11 protein-coding genes are annotated in these 17,749 nt (G+C 40.1%); all 11 read left to right on the top strand.

Annotated elements, in window-relative coordinates:
- Positions 1 to 442 precede the first annotated feature (442 nt).
- On the top strand, positions 443 to 1,543 hold the full coding sequence (locus tag FNN09_RS03875) for an SGNH/GDSL hydrolase family protein (RefSeq protein ID WP_185968855.1): 1,101 nt from the start codon (positions 443 to 445) through the stop codon (positions 1,541 to 1,543).
- Between the two features lie 30 nt (positions 1,544 to 1,573).
- Positions 1,574 to 2,698 carry an endo-1,4-beta-xylanase gene (locus FNN09_RS03880; RefSeq protein ID WP_143300171.1) on the top strand — a complete coding sequence of 375 codons (1,125 nt, stop codon included), beginning with the start codon at positions 1,574 to 1,576 and terminating at the stop codon, positions 2,696 to 2,698.
- A gap of 10 nt (positions 2,699 to 2,708) precedes the next feature.
- The gene (locus tag FNN09_RS03885) at positions 2,709 to 3,896 is read left to right on the top strand and encodes an endo-1,4-beta-xylanase (RefSeq protein ID WP_185968856.1); all 1,188 of its coding nucleotides are present in this window, start codon (positions 2,709 to 2,711) and stop codon (positions 3,894 to 3,896) included.
- A gap of 407 nt (positions 3,897 to 4,303) precedes the next feature.
- Positions 4,304 to 5,827, top strand: coding sequence for an arylsulfatase (locus FNN09_RS03890; RefSeq protein ID WP_143300173.1), 1,524 nt, complete (start codon positions 4,304 to 4,306; stop codon positions 5,825 to 5,827).
- A 104-nt stretch (positions 5,828 to 5,931) separates the two neighbouring features.
- Positions 5,932 to 7,740: an alpha-L-fucosidase gene (locus FNN09_RS03895; protein ID WP_143300174.1), complete on the top strand. Its 1,809-nt coding sequence runs from the start codon at positions 5,932 to 5,934 to the stop codon at positions 7,738 to 7,740.
- Between the two features lie 234 nt (positions 7,741 to 7,974).
- Positions 7,975 to 9,783 (top strand): alpha-L-fucosidase, encoded by a 1,809-nt coding sequence (locus tag FNN09_RS03900; RefSeq protein WP_143300175.1) that lies wholly within the window; start codon positions 7,975 to 7,977, stop codon positions 9,781 to 9,783.
- 120 nt (positions 9,784 to 9,903) lie between these two features.
- Complete coding sequence (locus FNN09_RS03905; RefSeq protein WP_143300176.1) at positions 9,904 to 12,198, top strand: glycoside hydrolase family 95-like protein; 2,295 nt, start codon at positions 9,904 to 9,906, stop codon at positions 12,196 to 12,198.
- Positions 12,199 to 12,227: 29 nt separating this feature from the next.
- Complete coding sequence (locus FNN09_RS03910) at positions 12,228 to 13,646, top strand: sulfatase (RefSeq protein WP_143300177.1); 1,419 nt, start codon at positions 12,228 to 12,230, stop codon at positions 13,644 to 13,646.
- A 19-nt stretch (positions 13,647 to 13,665) separates the two neighbouring features.
- Positions 13,666 to 15,117 carry a sulfatase-like hydrolase/transferase gene (locus FNN09_RS03915; RefSeq protein WP_143300178.1) on the top strand — a complete coding sequence of 484 codons (1,452 nt, stop codon included), beginning with the start codon at positions 13,666 to 13,668 and terminating at the stop codon, positions 15,115 to 15,117.
- Between the two features lie 14 nt (positions 15,118 to 15,131).
- The gene (locus FNN09_RS03920) at positions 15,132 to 16,643 is read left to right on the top strand and encodes a sialate O-acetylesterase (protein WP_221932414.1); all 1,512 of its coding nucleotides are present in this window, start codon (positions 15,132 to 15,134) and stop codon (positions 16,641 to 16,643) included.
- 15 nt (positions 16,644 to 16,658) lie between these two features.
- Positions 16,659 to 17,747: an SGNH/GDSL hydrolase family protein gene (locus FNN09_RS03925; protein ID WP_143300179.1), complete on the top strand. Its 1,089-nt coding sequence runs from the start codon at positions 16,659 to 16,661 to the stop codon at positions 17,745 to 17,747.
- Positions 17,748 to 17,749: the final 2 nt, after the last annotated feature.

The raw sequence follows: 17,749 nt of genomic DNA on the forward strand, positions 1-17,749 counted from the left end.
GATGGTTATATGCAATTGCTTTGTGCAAATTAAGATCTGACTGTAGAAAATACACTTCATTAACTACGCGAGGTGTTTGCGTGCATAAGCGCAAACACCTCGCGTAGTTACATACAAGCACCTCGCGCTATTTGATGCATACCATATGCGTGGTGTGACGCATGGTTTCTGTGTGAGGAGCATAGAAGGAATTTAAAGCAAGTGTAGTTGTGCAATGTATAGATATTGAACTCATTGAGGAGGGTGTTGATTAGTGGCTGAGCAATTTTCACCTCTTCATCGAACGATTTATGAACCTCGTTTTTCAGATAGGTACCTTAGTTTTATAACTGGAATTGTTTATAGAATTAAAGTGAAGCATTGATTCTTCAGGTTTAAGGATTTTTTATTCATGAGGAATCCTTAGGAATGAAGAGTAATGCTTGACAAAGGAGATACTGATATGTTTAGATTAAACTGCTTATTGCTGGTCATCGTTTTGTTATTCACATCTTGTGATAAGAAGCAAAATCGAGTTGCTACTTACCGAAATGTAGATATCAAGGATACTAAAATAAAAGTGAAGGGTGCGAATTATGTTGATAGATCAAATGAATATCTAAGTTGGAGTCGTTTCTCAGAAAAAACATTGGCATTGCCACAGTCGCAGTCACTATTTAATGCTGATAAAGCCCGAACGAACAGTGGCGTGCGTATGCAATTCAAAACTAAAAGCGTTAGAGTAAAGTTGGCCTTTATGCCACAGTTGGGTGACAACAGAGGTGCTGCTTTCGCTATCAATCAAAATGGACAGCCAACGCAAGCGTTTGAATTTAACGCGCAAGAATGTTCGCAGCAAATGACCATTGAGGTGGTGAATCAGTATCCAGGCTTGTCAACTTATTTTGAGGTGGTTATGCCTAGCTGGGCCAATGTGGCTTTAAATTCGATGGAATTATGGGGCACGAGTGAATTGGAAAAATTAGCAGATGACAGTAAGCCTGTTTACCTGGCCATTGGTAATAGCATCACGCATGGGGTAGGTCAAGGCTCTGCTTCCTATCTGACATATCCATACCTGGTAGCAAAGTCATTGGGATACGATTACTATAATTTAGCTGTTGGAGGTGCTAAAGTATCGCAGGCAATAGCCGATATGACTGACGAATTGCCAAAGGCGGACTTAATAACGATTTTAATAGGTTACAACGATCTTATTTTTAGTGGAAAAACAGTTGAGCAATATATAGCTGCCTATGAAAGTTTTTTACAATCGATCAGAAATAACCATCCTGATGCCAAAATCTATTGTATCACATTGACATACACTAAGTCGGAGAAAAGTGAAAAAACGGGGATTACACCTGATCAATACCGATTGGCTCTTCGAAACTTCATTTATCATGAGCAGTCCAAGGGTGATAAACGTTTGTTTTTGATTGAGGGTGATGAAATTAGTTCTGTTGAAAACTTAAGAGATGACAATCCAAATGACAAGGTGCACTTTAGCATTAAAGGTGCCGAACTATTTGCCAAAGAGCTAATAGAGATCATTGGAGAGTAATAAGAATATTAAATAATCATCCGAAATATTATGAATAAGCACATACTCAGTATTGTTGGATCAATAATTCTATTTGCTAGTCATTTAAGCTCACAGACTCAAACTCTCAGGCAAATTGTAGATGACAAATATCCTGCAAATAATGTATACATTGGTGCCACCAGCATGTATAGTAAGATTGGGAGCAAGGAAACAAAGTTGCTTGCGCGCGAATTTTCTTATACAACGCCAGCTAATGATTTTAAACAGAGTTACGTGCATCCCAATAATGATACCTGGCGTTGGGATAAAGCTGACGCCTGGATTCAGTTTGCCAGGAAGCATCAGCAAGTCATCCGAATTCATGGCCCAATAAGTCCTCAATGCTCGCGTTGGGCAAAAAATGATGCACGTACGGATATTGAATTGCTGACTAACCTGAGTGAATACATGTCCGAATTATGTCGTCGTTATAACGATGAAGAAGTGGTGCAGTGGATGGATGTGATCAATGAAACGGTTAGTCGTGATGGTAGCTGGAAGACTTCAGAAACTGGGGATACAAAATGGGAATTACCATGGGAGTCTATCGGTTATGAAAAAGTGGATAAGGATAAATACCCTCATCTGGGAGGCAAGGTTCCCCTTTACATTATTAGGGCGTTCGAAATTGCGACCAAAGAAGCAAGCAATAAAAAACTGGTCATTAATCAACATGGAGGGATGCATGTGGAGATGTGGAACAAGGTGAAGGATTTGGTACGTTACCTGCGTGATTCTGGATTGAGGGTGGATGGTGTTGGCTGGCAGGCACACATCAGCTATGGTCGAGATGTCGATTGGGAGTCACCCGAAGTTAGCAGGCAGGCTTTAAAGGATTTGATTGCATGGGCGCATACTAACAGTTTAGAGTTTCATGTGACAGAATGCAATATTCATGTACCTCTTAATAAGCCAGGAAGTGAGCAAGAGCATATTGATACTTACATGAGTGTTTTTAATACCGTACTGGAAATGCGCCATAGTGGCGTGGTGACTTTTAACTTGTGGAATATTAAGGATGTGCCGCATTATAAAAACAAAAGTAAGACGGTCATTGCCCCTTGGGATAAGCAGTTAAAACCCAAAGCCATTTATTTTGAGATGAAAAAAGCACTAGAAGATGCAGCTGACTAAACTGAAACTCATGGACAATACATTTAAATATACTTCACAGCTCTTGGCAGTAGTCTTAATAATAAGCCATTGTTGTTCATGTTCATCAGACTTGGAAAAAGTTATTGATGAGCAAATTGAGTTCTCTGATGAAGAATTAAACACACCAATAAGGGACATCGTTTCAAAGAACTTTTCAAAAAATACACTTTTCGTAGGAGCAACCAGTAAGTACGATGCAATTGGAACGGAAGAAACTGACTTGTTAGCAAAAGAATTTTCTTATACGACTCCTGCAAATGACTTTAAACAAAGCTATGTTCACCCTGACAACAATATCTGGAAATGGGAAAAATCTGATGCCTGGATAAAATTTGCCAGGGAGCAAAAGCAAATCATTCGCATTCATGGGCCGATAAGTCCCCAATGTTCACGATGGGCTCGAAATGACGAGCGTACCAAGGAAGAACTTTCAACCAACCTCAGAGAGTTTATGACTGCTCTATGTCAAAGATATAACAACGAGGATGTGGTTGAATGGATGGACGTGATCAATGAAAGTGTTAATAGAGATGGTACCTGGAAAAAAGCTGCTGCAGGTGATGATGGTTGGGAAATGCCATGGGAGACTATTGGATATATACAAGTTGATGTATCAAGCTATCCACACTTAGAAGGTGTAATCCCAATTTATATCATTCAGGCATTTGAAATTGCATGTGAAGAAGCAACAAATAAACAGTTAATTATTAATCAACATGGCGGTATGGAAACAGGCATGTGGGATAAAATTAAAGATTTAGTTCGCTATTTGCGTGATAATGGGTATCGGGTAGATGGTATCGGATGGCAGGCACACATAAGTTATGGTAGAGATGTACAATGGGAAACACCCGAAGTTGATGCAGAATCTTTAAAACAACTCATTAGCTGGGCTCATGATAATAATCTTGAATTTCATGTGACCGAATGTAATATACATGTTCCCACAGACAATCCTGGCTCTGAACAAGACCATATGAGAACCTACATGAGTATATTCAATACGCTACTGGAAATGCGTCATGGAGGTGTTATTGGATTTAACTTATGGAACATAAAAGACGTCCCTCACTATAAGAATGAAAAGAAATGGGTTATTGCTCCATGGGATGAACAGTTAGAACCAAAGACCATTTATGTTGAGATGAAAAAGGCCTTGCTCAAAGCGCATGACTAGAGTTTTTTATGAATAAATAGTACCGAATTAGTTAGTAATGCCAATCAATAGTTAAAAATTGGTTTAGGGATAATTCAAGGATAGACCTTGGCTGGTGAGCAAAAAAACAAGTTTGTTTTGACGTGAAATCGTGTTTGTTTGAGAATTCGACGTAAGGAGAGTTCGAGTTTTAGCGATTTAGTCAAAAGAAGCGTAGTTTTTATAGCGAAGCAGGCCTAGTCTTGATTTTGTTTGTTTACTTTCTTTTATCAAGAAAAGGAAAGTAAGTCAGGGTTTAAGGGATGAAATCCCTCTTTATAAACAATAGGTTTAACCCTTGATTGGAATTAGTAATGAAAAATAATTAAGGTAGACAATTAGAATGGTTGGCATAAGCTAAAATATTAATTCAGATTAAGATCGATATTATGAGGTTTTTATTAAAATTATTGGTGTTTAGTATACTGCTGCCCTCGTGCGTAAAGCCCGTGCAATCGCAATTGCCTAACATTGTGATAATTTATGCTGATGATATGGGTTATGGAGACTTGAATTGTCAAAATCCGGATTCAAAAATATCAACGCCCCACCTTGATCAGATAGCTGCAGAAGGGATGCGCTTTACCGATGGTCATAGTTCGTCGGGTGTTTGTTCACCAAGTAGATATGCTTTACTTACGGGTAAATATCACTGGCGTACCAGGCATGGTATTGTTGGGAGCTTTGGAGCTTCTTTTTTCAAGGATGATGATGTTACTCTTTCACAGGTTTTAAAAGATAATGGATACACCACTGCATGTATTGGTAAATGGCATTTGGGATGGGATTGGGAATTTGAACAAGAACCATCCTATGAAGTGATGCAGTGGGGGAAGCTTAGAAAGACATACGGCCCTGAAGATATTGATTGGAGCAAACCCATAAAAGGAGGGCCGCTGGACAAGGGCTTTGATTATTATTATGGAGATGGTACGATTAATTTTCCGCCTTACGTATGGATTGAAAATGATCGTGCACTGGCCATTCCTAGCGAATTAATGATGCCTGAAAATATTGGTTTTCAAACAAAAGAAGGAGCATGGGAATTTCGTCCCGGACCACGTGTAAAAGACTGGAACCCTTATGAAGTGCTGCCAACATTGACCGAAAAAACAGTAGAGTGGATTGAAATGCAGGATAAAGAAAAACCTTTCTTTTTATACTTTGCTTTGCCTTCGCCACATGCACCCATTATACCGAATGATGAGTTTGACGGACAATCAGAAGCTGGTGCCTATGGTGATTTTATGGTTCAAACCGATTGGGTGGCAGGGCAAGTGCTTCAGACGCTGAAAGATAAAGGTTTGGATGAAAATACGATTGTTGTTTTTAGTTCCGACAATGGCGCGGAGGCTTATGCCTGGAAACGGGCTGTTGAATACGACCACTTTAGTATGGGTGATTTTCGAGGCTTGAAAAGAGATGTTTGGGAAGGGGGGCACCACGTACCGTTTATAATCAAATGGCCGGGTAAAATTAAAGCCGGTACAGTATCTAATGAGGTGATTTCACAAGTGGATATAATGGCGACTATTGCTACAATCGCCGGAGTGGAATTAGCAGAAGATGTTGCTCCAGATAGTTATAATCTTCTCCCTGTGCTTTTGGGTCAACCCCATAAAACACCTTTGCGGGAGGCGACCATACACAATACTCGGGCATCTAAATGGGGCATTCGCATAGGCGATTGGCTCTATATCAACAGTCACACAGGTGGGCATAGGGACATGCCTGCTGATTTTAAAGCATTAAGGGGATATACGGATTTTGAAACGGTCGGATTGCTTTTTAATATGAAAAAAGATCCGGAGCAGCGAGTAAATCTATACGAAAAATACCCTGAGCGCGTTGAAGAGATGCACAAAGAGCTTCAACGATACAGAGGTGGAATGGCAATTAATAATCGCAAATAATGGAACCCTCTTGCTTTCATGAACAAAAAGTTATAGCGTAATTCCTTTAAAAATATAAATCAACAATCAGTAATAAATACAGTCAGCAAAGTAAATTTAATAATATGAATACAATAAGACTCGCACTTATATGCCTGGTGCTGCAATTTAGTAGCTTAGTATATGCACAACACCACCATAAACCCCATACCGATGGTATTGAACCCTATTATCAAACCAAGCAGCTAAAAGATTATCTAAAAACGATAGATCCAGATTATTTGCCTTATATGTTTGCTTCTGAGGAAAATATGCAATGGTGGAAAGAAGCTAAATTTGGAGTTTTGGTGTGCTGGGATCCTGCATCGGTTACTCAAGTTGCACTTAGCTGGGGGAGGCATGGTCGTCGACCGCATCATTCAACCGATGGTAAGATCACTAAAGGTGTTCCAGAGCAAGAGTATAACAATAGCTATAAATCCTTTAATCCTGATAAATTCAATGCTGAGGAGTGGGTTAAATTATGGAAAGAAGCAGGTATGAAATACTTTGTCTTTCTGACAAAGCATCATTATGGTTTTTGTATGTGGAACACTAAAACGACCGAATTTAACATTATGAATACACCTTATGGCAAAGATGTAATGGTCGATATTGCTAAAGCATGTGAAAAACATGATATGAAATTAATGTGGTACTATTCGCAACCGGACTGGACACATCCATTGTATCGGAAAGAACTTCCGCATACAGAATACAATGAACAGGTTTTATATCCACAACTGCGAGAGCTGATGAGCTACCCCGGTGTTGATGGTATCTGGTTCGATGGTCTCGGTTTGCCTCCAAGCAGATGGGATTCGCCCAAAATGCTAAAGATTATCAGGGATGTAAACCCCAAAGCGGTTGTGAATCATCGTCATGGAACGCCTCAATGGCACATGGGTGATTTTGATGGGCCGGAACGCGGTATTGGTCGTTTTCAAACAAACAGACCATGGGAAACCTGTCACGTTCTTTCGGGGGCATGGGCTTACAATGGGGAATCTGATGCTTCACCTCTTCCAATAGCTATTCGTACTCTAACAAAAACAGCAGGTAATGGAGGGAATCTGATGTTAGGTATTGGTCCGCGGCCTGATGGCTCAGTGGTTGATAAGCATGCGTCCAGACTGAGAGAAATGGGTGAGTATTTGGAGCAATATGGTGAAAGTATTTATGCTACTCAGGGAGGCCCATATATTTCTGGACCATGGGGAGCCTGTACCTATAGAGAAAAAAAGGTTTACTTGCATTTAATGGGAGATATAAAAGACAACGAATTGATACTACCAAACCTACCCGCAGAATTAAAAAGTTACAGGGCTTTAACTGGTGAGAAAAACCTGAAAATTAGCAATACTAAAAAGGGCTTGAAAATTAGGTACGATAAAAATGAAATGTCTTTATTTCCTGTTATTGAGCTTTGCTTAGATACCGATGCCACAACAATTTATCCCATAAAAACACAAGGGCCAATATTAATAGGCAATGCCACCATAACAGCTTCGTCTGATTTAGGATCAGGCTTTACAGCTAATAATCTTTTACCACAAGCAGGTGAAGATTTTTCTGAAGGAATACATATTAAAAAATCATGGAAACCGGCAAACGCTGATGAGCAACCAACATTGCTTTATAAATGGAAAGAAGAACAGCAGATTAAACAAATAAATATTAAAGAAAATCGTGACTTAAGAGCTTCTAATATTGAAAGTTATGAAATGAAGGCGATGATTAATGGTGTTTGGGAAACCATACACAAAGGTTACGAAGTTGGCCCTTACTGTGGAATCCACTTTAAAAATGTCATTAAGACTTCCCAATTGAAAATTATATTTGATAAAAAGAAAAAAATCGAAATTAATAAAATCCTAATATACTCAGGGATTTAAGAGAATATCGAAATAAAACGATTGACTAAAATATTAAATAATATGAAACGACCATGTAAATTTGATTATCCAAATTTTCACACAGGAGGATGATAAAATTTATTTGGGAGTTCCATATGGCCTTTGAAAATAAATTATAATCATATGAAACGAGCCATTAGAATAGCTTCATACACAGGAGTATGATTGATTTTGGCGAGTTCCATGTGGCAATAAAAAACAAAATATAATCACATGAAAATAAATTTAAGACTATTATTGCTATCCTTGGCTTTGTTGGCAACAACGATAAATTATGCTCAACACCACCATAAACCCCATACCGATGGTATTGAGCCCTATTATCTGACAGAACAACTGGAAAACTATTTGAAGACTATAGATCCGGACTATTTGCCTTACATGTTTGCCTCGGAGGAAGACATGCAATGGTGGAAAGAGGCCAAATTTGGCATATTCGTGCATTGGGCACCCTCAGCAGTAACAGAAGTCGCTCTTAGTTGGGGTCGCTATGGAAGAAGACCGCACCATTCAAGTGATGGTAAAGTCACTAAAGGTGTTCCTGAAAAAGAATACAACGATACCTATAAAACATTTGACCCTGTCAATTTTAATGCCGATGAATGGGTGCTAAACTGGAAAGAAGCGGGTGCAAAGTATTTTGTTTTTACAGCCAAGCACCATTATGGCTTTTGCATGTGGGATACCAAGACCACTGATTTTAATATTATGAATACACCCTATGGCAAAGATGTAATGAAAGATATTGCTGAGGCGTGCGAAAAGCATGATATGCGCCTGATGTGGTATTACTCACAGCCCGACTGGACACATCCCCTGTATCGAAAAGATTTGCCACACACTGAATATAACGAACAAATACTGTATCCGCAGATGGCTGAATTAATGTCCTATCCCGGTGTCGATGGTATTTGGTTCGATGGTTTAGGACTGCCACCAAGCCGATGGAATTCACCCAAATTATTGAAGATGATTCGTGAGGTGAATCCCAAAGCCATCGTGAATCATCGTCATGGAACGCCTCAATGGCACATGGGTGATTTTGACGGGCCAGAAAGAGGTGTTGGTCGCTTTCAGGTGAATCGTCCATGGGAAACCTGTGATGTGCTGGCAGGAGCCTGGGCTTACAATGGAGAGTCCGAACCTGCGCCATTAAGTGAAGTAGTACGTGTATTAACTAAAATTGCGGGTAATGGTGGTAATCTCCTACTGGGAACGGGTCCACGTCCAGACGGGAGTGTCGTTGATAAACATGCTACCCGTTTAATAGAAACAGGTGCTTACCTGAAAAAATATGGAGAAAGCATCTATGCAACACAAGGAGGACCGTATATTTCTGGCCCATGGGGTTCGGCTACCTACCGCGATAACAAAGTGTATTTGCATCTAATGGGGCACCAGGAAGGGCCAAGCATAGTATTACCACAATTACCAGCTAAGGTGAAGAGCTATAAAGCCCTAACACAACATCAAGGTTTGAAGGTTAAAAATAATAAGGATGGTTTGATGATTTCATATCAAAGCAATGAAAAGGAGATATTCCCAATTGTTGAATTAACATTGGATTGTGATGTGGCAGAGATTCAAGCAATCAAAACGATTGGTGAGCTGATAATTGATAATGCATCCATCAGTTCTTCATCTGATAAATCAGATGGTTTTATAGCACAGAATCTATTGCCGGGAGCAGGTGAAGATTTTTCTGAAGGTATCCGCATCAAAAAATCGTGGCGTCCTGATGCTTCTGATGCTAATCCGGAACTTATCTATTCATGGGATAAGACTCAAACAATTCAGCAAATCTTTATAAAAGAAGGGCGGCGTTTGAGAAAGTCAGATGTGCGAGAATTCGAGATTCAGGTCTGGAACAATGATAAATGGGATATGGTGTACCAGGGAAAGGATATTGGCTCGTTTTGCGGTGTTTATTTTAACGAAGCTTTATCAAGCAATAAGCTAAGGTTTGTCTTCAAAGAGCAGCAGAATCTTGAAATCAATAAAATACTTGTTTATACCGAGTAGACCAAAGGTGTTTGAATTTATTGCGGAATACAAAGCTTTACATACTGTATAAAGCTTTGTAGTTATAAAGAGAGTAAGGTTGATTTAACTATGCTATTGGATTAATGATAAGAACTAGAAATGAAGATAATTACTAAAGCAATCGTATGTACCCTTGTAGCAATTATGCTTTCATGTAGTGCCGATAGCAAGGATTCTTATTCAGATTATGTTAATCGTTTTAACCTTAAATGGAACAGCTTGCCACAAGTGTGGCATGAAGCCGCTTTTTTAGGCAACGGACGTGTAGGGACCACCATTTGGGGTGATACTAAGCAAGGCATACGCTTCGATATTGGTGACGCCCGAATTTATAAAAAAGGCAGTCGGGTTCCTGTAGGAAAATTTGTTTTGCATACCTATGATAGCATATCGGCTTTTGCAATGCAACAGTTTGCCGGGCTCTCCGAAGTGAAAGGGCAAATTAAGACGAAAAGTGAAAACTATTCTTTTGAAACTTTTGCAGATATCAATGAAGATATTGTTCGCATACGTTTTAAGCACAGTGAGGCTCATCAACCAGTTATTGAGCATGTGCCACTTCCTGGAATTCAGTCTAATAAGCTGTTCAAGATATTGCGTCCATTTATCAGTGAACTAGAACTTGCAGATAAGGTAGACTTTACCCATCCTGTTTTGTATAAGCATATTTACAACACTGAACTTGTAAAGACCTTGCCTGATGAAGAGATAGGTGAGCATGAAGGCATAAGCTTCCGAAAAGTACCCTTTAGTGATGAGGTAGGCTATATTTTGCTTTGGCGCATTGAGCAAAGCAGACAGGAAACAACACTTAGCTATTCTACTGTTTATTACAGAAGTGAAAAAGAAGGTGATGTTGTCACAGCTATTAATGAGTTTAAAGCAATGCTATCTAGGCTTTTTGAGGAGGCTAAAGTGGCTCACCAGACTGAATGGAATAACTATTTTAAGGAGTCTTTTATATCCATTCCCGACAAGCGCATTGAAGCGAATTATTGGTTTCAGTTGTATAAGATGCGCGCGGCCACATGTGAAGGTGAATTACCAATTGATTTATTGGGCCCCTGGTTCAGGGCAACCCCATGGCCGCGTATCTGGACCAACTTAAATGTTCAGATTACCTATCCAGCTATGAATCAGTCTAATAAGAAGGGGGTTGCAAGCACGCTATTTGATCATATGGATACCAATCAGCAGCATTTTATTAATGCCGTGCCTAAGGAGTACAGAGATAATGGGGCATCCATCGGCAGGGGATGGGCCCCTTATGATGGTACCAGCTTTTGGGGCGAATATGGCAATTTCTTATGGCTGCTATATAATTATAGTCAGTTCCTGGAATATTTCCCAGATGAAGCCCGACAAGCTGAAAAGTACTATCCCTTGTTAAAACGGGGTGTGAACTTTGTGCTTGAAAATTTAATCAAAGACAAAGATGGTATCTATCATGTGCCAGCCGATATATCTCCTGAATACAAGGTGAATGGTGAAGTGCCGGAGATAGAGGATAACAGTTATAACATCGGACTGTTAAACTGGGCTTTGAAAGAAGTTATCTATCTATCTGAGAAATACAGTGATAATGCTTCAGATCGTGCCAAGTATAGCAAGGTGCTTAACAATCTGGTTCCACTTTATGTAGATGATGAAACTGGCATTATGCTTGGTAAGGATTATAAAATGGATGTGTGCCATCGCCATTTTTCGCATCTGCTGGCATTTTATCCTTTAGCCGTATTGGATGTATCTAATAAGAATGAGCATGAACTTTGTCGTCAATCCTTGGAACGCTGGATAACAAGACCTCATAGCGACTGGGGTTTTAAAGGCTATACCTACACTGCTGCCACCGCCATGTACGCCCGATTGGGGGATGCAGAGAAGGCTCTTGAATCTCTGAACAGATATCTGGATGATTTTGCCACCTATAATACCTTCTATATTGAAACAGGTCCTGTTATCGAAACGCCAATGCATTCTGCATCGGTTACACTTGAGTTGCTTTTACAATCTTATAAGCTGGATTATGAGCAGGATGAAATCAAGTTATTCCCGGCTTTACCAACAGAGTGGGAAGAAGCATCCTTTTCCAGACTTCGATCAGAGGGTGGGTTTATTGTCAGTGCAAGCTACGCAAACAAAGCTTTGGAAGGGGCTTGTATCGAAAGTGTGCAGGAACGAAGACTTCGAATCGTTTTACCGGTTAAGCAGGATATCAACTGGAAAACATCAGAGAATTCTTCTTTTGAACTACAACATGAGAATAATAAAACAGTGCTGTCAGGTAATCTAAAAAAGGGAGAAGTGTTATGGATTGGTGAATCTGATTCCCACAGTGACTATGTGAAGATAATTGCTACTGAGAAAACAACATCTTTTTACGGCATTAATTAAATCAAGTAGTATAAAACAAAAATAGAATCATGAAATACACGCTAATCTACTTTCTTTTATTATGTGGAATTATACTCAATGCTCAGGATAAACCCAATATACTGTTTATATTGGCCGACGACCTGGGAATAAATGCATTGAACTGTTATGGCAACAACATTGTTGAATCGCCCAATATTGACCGTTTGTATTCAGAAGGAATGCATTTCACCAATGGATATTCCAACGATCCAACGTGCGCACCTTCTCGAGCAGCGATAATGACTGGACAACTGGCTCCGCGAACAAATATCTATAGGGTTGTAGATCGTTACCTAATGGCTAAGAATGCAGAAGAAATGCGCCAAAATATGAAGTACCTGCCGCCAGCAAGTAATCATTTGTATTCAAAGGATAATGGTTTAAGCCCCGATAAATTAAACATGGCAAAAGTGTTTAAGCAGCATGGCTATCGTACCGCAGCATTTGGTAAATGGCATTTGGGTGTTGGACGCTCAGGAATGAATAGTCATATGGGATTTGATGAGGCCATTGAAACCAAGAATCATTATGGTTTTAGTACGGTACCAAAGCAAAACGATTATGATGACCTGGTGTATAATGCCGACTATTGTACTAAAAAGGGCAATGAGTTTATGAAACGTTGTGTTGAGGATGATCAGCCTTTCTTCTTGTATATGCCATACTACCTGGTGCATGCTCCATTTGACCCGAAACCGGCTTATGTGACACACTTTAAAAATAAACTACTTGGTACTGAATACGATCATGAACGAGTGATCGACGTACTGGCCATGATTCGCTCATTGGATGATAGTGTAGGTGAATTGATGCAAACATTAAAAGAATTGGGAGTTGACGACAATACCATCGTTGTTTTTACTTCCGATAACGGTCACTATCAAGTCAAGGGTAACAACATGTTTGCCCAACCATATCGGGGCAATAAAGGCGATGTGTGGGAGGGTGGTATACGCATACCTTATATTTTTAGTTGGCCCGATCATATCAAACCCGGTTCAAGCTGCTCAACACCAATAGTTCATGTTGATTTACTGCCAACATTAGCTGATCTGGCAAATGTACAAGTGAACCCAAACCACCCATTGGATGGGATCTGTTTGAGTAAAGTATTGATGGGAAAAAAAGCACCTGAAAGGGAAATGCCTTTGGTTTGGTTTTATACCAATTACAGTGGTTTTAATTCCAAAACGAAGCAGTTTAAGTCGAAATGGGTAAATGTGATTCAGTTGAATGATTATAAGCTCATTGAGGATGTAGAAACAGGTCAGTATGAGTTGTATAGCCTCAAAGAAGACCCGCTGGAAATGAATAATATCTACTCGCTTGATTCTGACAATGCACAACAGTTGCTTGATGAGTTACAAAAAGCCAAAGAGCAGGCTGGCTTACCACTGCCTACCCCAAACAATGAATACGGAAAATAGAAAGTTTTAAAGTGATTGAATGATGAAAATACTGTTACATATTTTAGTTGTTCTCATTATAGTATTGAATGGTCATCATGCTGATGCGATCGACAACAAGAAAAAGCCTAATATCATATTTATATTTGCTGATGATCAGGCTTATAATACCATTAATGCCTTAGGTAATAAGGAAATCAAGACACCCAACTTAGATAAGCTGGTGGAGAGTGGTACCACTTTCACGCATAACTATAACATGGGGGCCTGGGCAGGAGCAGTTTGTGTTGCTTCACGTACGATGCTTAATACGGGACGCAGTGTGTGGCGGGCCAAAGAATTAAATACCGTATTTCAAAAAGAGGATTCATTAGCCATCACTCAAACCTGGGGTAATCTGTTAAAACAAGCTGGCTACGATACCTATATGACTGGTAAATGGCACATTCAGGCGGATATCGATAAGTGTTTTGACTATATCGGAACGAAAAGATACGGGATGCCGAAGCAAACCAAGGCAGGGTATAACAGGCCGGTTGATGAAAACGATAAAAACTGGTTACCCTGGGACACTAAACATGGCGGCTATTGGCAAGGCGGCCAACACTGGAGCGAGGTAGTGGGTGATGAATTCATTGATTTTATCGAACAGGCCAAAGGTCGTGAGCATCCATTCTTTATGTATGTGGCCTTTAATGCACCCCATGACCCTCGTCAATCGCCTAAAGAATATGTCGATATGTATCCCCTGGATAAGATTTCTGTACCCGACAATTATCAGCCTCTTTATCCTGAAAAAGATGACATAGGATGTGGAAAAAATCTGAGAGATGAGAAACTGGCGCCATTTCCGAGAACGGAATATGCGGTTAAAGTGAATCGTCAGGAGTACTATGCTATTATAACCCACATGGATCATCAGATAGGCCGTATTCTGGATGCCTTAGAGGAAAGTGGACAGAAGGATAATACTTACATTTTTTACACGGCCGATCACGGATTGGCCTGTGGCGAACATGGCTTATTGGGTAAGCAAAATATGTATGATCATAGTATGCGTTCACCTCTGATTGTGATAGGTCCTGATGTGCCCGAAGGTCAAAGAAATGAGGTGGATGTGTATTTACAAGATATCATGCCATCGACGCTTGAAATTGCAGGCCTTGAAAAACCCGCCTATGTGGAGTTTAATAGCCTGATGCCACTGATTAAAAACCGTCGTAAAAAAGGGAATTACGATGCCATATATGGTTCCTACAAAGAACTGCAGCGGATGGTACGGGCCGATGACTATAAGCTCATAGTTTATCCCAAAGCACAGAAGGTGAAGTTGTTTAACCTGAAGAAAGATCCTTTGGAAATTAAAAATCTGGCAAGCAATCAAAAGTATCAGAAGAAGATAAAAGAATTGTTTGGGCAATTACTTCAATTGCAAGAGGAGATGGATGATGCTTTGGATTTAACAGCTGTGTTTCCTGAACTGCTCAATTAAAACGTATACAAGATATGATTAAACGATTAGCCATAGGGCTGTTTTTAGGATTCTTAATGAGTTTGTTTCTTACAACAGGGGTATTTGCTCAAAAACTTAAATTAGCTTCACCTTTTACAGAGCACATGGTACTGCAAAGGGATCGGCCCATTAATATATGGGGCGAAGCAGAAGCCTATCAACAGCTTAAGGTGACGCTAGGTGAAGATAGCCTGTCTGTGGTGGCTGATGCCAATGGATACTGGCAAGCCGTATTATCGGCAAGGCCGGCAGGTGGTCCCTTTGAATTTTCGGTGCAGTGTGTTGATCAGGAAATACGAATGAGGGATGTTTTAATAGGCGAAGTATGGATCTGTTCCGGGCAATCAAATATGCAAATGGGCTATCAGCAAATACCAGATATAAAAGCATTAGAACCATTAGCATGTAACATTCGAACCTTTAAAGTACAGCAAACTGTAGCTTTCAAAGAACAAAAATACCTTGAAGGCACCTGGGAAACTAAAAATCCCCCAAGTGCTGTGGCCTTCGCATTTGCTTATCACCTTCAGGAGTTTTTGGACGTACCCGTTGGCATCATTCTGACTTCCTGGGGTAGTTCATCTATTGAAGGCTGGATGCCCAGGGATATGACAGAAAAACTGCCGCATTTTAAACGCCTCATGAATGACTTTGATAGCGATAAGGCAAAACATACCCGTATTGACAGTATTTTGTCCAAAAAAGGCAAACGAACAACCAAGGACGACATCTATTTACGTACTCAGCCTAATATTCTTTACAATGCCATGTTGCATCCGCTGGCACCTTATTCATGTCGGGGAATCGCCTGGTACCAGGGAGAGGCCAATAGTAAAACAATAGAAGGTATGCAACAGTATGGCACTACATTGCCGCTGTGGATAGAGAGAATCAGAACAGAATGGCAAAACAATCAGCTTGAAGTGATGGCTGTGATGTTACCGGGCTTTGAGAACCCCCTTATTCGGAAGAACAAACAGCCTGATAAGTTAGAGCTACCAGATTTGCCGTCATGGGCCTGGATGAGAGAAGCGCAATGTCAAGTGCTGGAGTTGGATAGTGCACATATCATCACCACAATAGACCTGGGGGAAACCAGAAATATTCATCCCAAAGACAAGTTACCTATTGGCCAAAGACTGGCTTTGGTGGCCCAACAAAAAACAGGTAAAAAGAAACAGGTGGCACAAGGACCCATTATTAATAGGGTGACCATCAAGAATAATAATCTGGTGCTTCACTTCGATAATGCCAAAGGACTACAGACCATTGATGGCGCTGATCCTAAGGCATTTTGGTTAGCTGATCAGTCAGGTAACTGGTATAAAGCTAACTCAAAAATAAAAGGGGGAAAAGTTGAATTAGGGTGTCATCAATTAGAACGACCATTATATGTCAGGTATGCTTTTTCAGCCATGCCTGAAGTTAATTTAATCAATGGAGCAGGGCTGCCAGCCCGTCCATTTAGAACGGATCGGTTTTTACCACCAGCCAACAAGAAATAAAATTAATACAACTATATGCTACACAAAAAAATTCTATTCCTGCTATTGCTTTTACCATTGTCTCTGACCAGTGCGGGTCAGAAAAAAAGCTTAGTTATTGACTATACAAATAAAAAACTAAAATACTCAGGCCGCATAGACTATTCATCAGGTAACAGTGCCGACTTGCTATGGTCAGGATCATCCATTAAGTTTAATTTTGAGGGCGAAGCCGTCTCTGGCTTATTGAGAGATCATAAAGACCAGAATTATTACAATCTGATTTTAGATGATGATAGCATTATAGTCTTTAATCCAGGGACCGAGAAAAAATTCTACACGCTTGTTTCAGGCTTAAGTAAAGGAAGGCATACACTTGAAATATTCAAACGAACCGAATGGGGGCGCGGAAAAACATCCTTTTATCAGTTTAAGATTGAAGGTAATGCCAAATTGTTACGAGCACCGGAAGAGAAAAAACGAAAAATTGAGTTTTATGGCAACTCCATAACAGCGGGTTATGGTAATGAGGATTTAGAGGCCGACAGGCCAGATAGTACCTTTACCAATAACTACAAAAGTTATGCGGCCATTACGGCACGACATTTCGATGCGGAGTATTCCTGCATCGCCAAAGGAGGTATTGGCATCATGCTGAGCTGGTTTAACTTTACAATGCCACAATTGTATGATCGTTTTGCTCCAAACGATGATTCCGGAGTATGGAACTTCAAACAATACAAACCGCAAGTAGTAGTTATCAACTTGTTTCAGAATGACTCGTGGCTGGTAAAAAAGCCGGAACGTAAAGAGTTTAAAGCAACTTTTGGGAGCACTCCCCCTGACGAGCGTTATATTATTAATGCTTATAAAGAATTTGTGAGTAGTATTCGTTCAAAATACCCCAAAGCTTCTATTATTTGTGCCCTGGGCAGCATGGATGCCACCAAAGAAGGCTCTCCCTGGCCGGGATATGTTCAAGCAGCCGTAGAGGAGATGAATGATCAGAAGCTGTTTACTTTGGTATTTCCCTATAAAAATACCCAAGGACATCCCAAAGTACATGAGCATGAGGTGATGGCGAAGCACTTAGTTGCTTTTATAGAAGAAAATGTTAAATGGTAGAC

Origin of the sequence: Carboxylicivirga sp. M1479, assembly GCF_007097485.1 — a bacterium.
Lineage (GTDB): Bacteria > Bacteroidota > Bacteroidia > Bacteroidales > Marinilabiliaceae > Carboxylicivirga.

Bases quoted from the DNA above. Each gene is read 5' to 3' on its own strand.
- FNN09_RS03925 (WP_143300179.1), top strand. From the start codon at position 16,659: ATGCTACACAAAAAAATTCTATTCCTGCTATTGCTTTTACCATTGTCT.
- FNN09_RS03900 (WP_143300175.1), top strand. From the start codon at position 7,975: ATGAAAATAAATTTAAGACTATTATTGCTATCCTTGGCTTTGTTGGCA.
- FNN09_RS03885 (WP_185968856.1), top strand. From the start codon at position 2,709: ATGGACAATACATTTAAATATACTTCACAGCTCTTGGCAGTAGTCTTA.
- FNN09_RS03890 (WP_143300173.1), top strand. From the start codon at position 4,304: ATGAGGTTTTTATTAAAATTATTGGTGTTTAGTATACTGCTGCCCTCG.
- FNN09_RS03915 (WP_143300178.1), top strand. From the start codon at position 13,666: ATGATGAAAATACTGTTACATATTTTAGTTGTTCTCATTATAGTATTG.
- FNN09_RS03920 (WP_221932414.1), top strand. From the start codon at position 15,132: ATGATTAAACGATTAGCCATAGGGCTGTTTTTAGGATTCTTAATGAGT.
- FNN09_RS03910 (WP_143300177.1), top strand. From the start codon at position 12,228: ATGAAATACACGCTAATCTACTTTCTTTTATTATGTGGAATTATACTC.
- FNN09_RS03880 (WP_143300171.1), top strand. From the start codon at position 1,574: ATGAATAAGCACATACTCAGTATTGTTGGATCAATAATTCTATTTGCT.
- FNN09_RS03905 (WP_143300176.1), top strand. From the start codon at position 9,904: ATGAAGATAATTACTAAAGCAATCGTATGTACCCTTGTAGCAATTATG.
- FNN09_RS03875 (WP_185968855.1), top strand. From the start codon at position 443: ATGTTTAGATTAAACTGCTTATTGCTGGTCATCGTTTTGTTATTCACA.
- FNN09_RS03895 (WP_143300174.1), top strand. From the start codon at position 5,932: ATGAATACAATAAGACTCGCACTTATATGCCTGGTGCTGCAATTTAGT.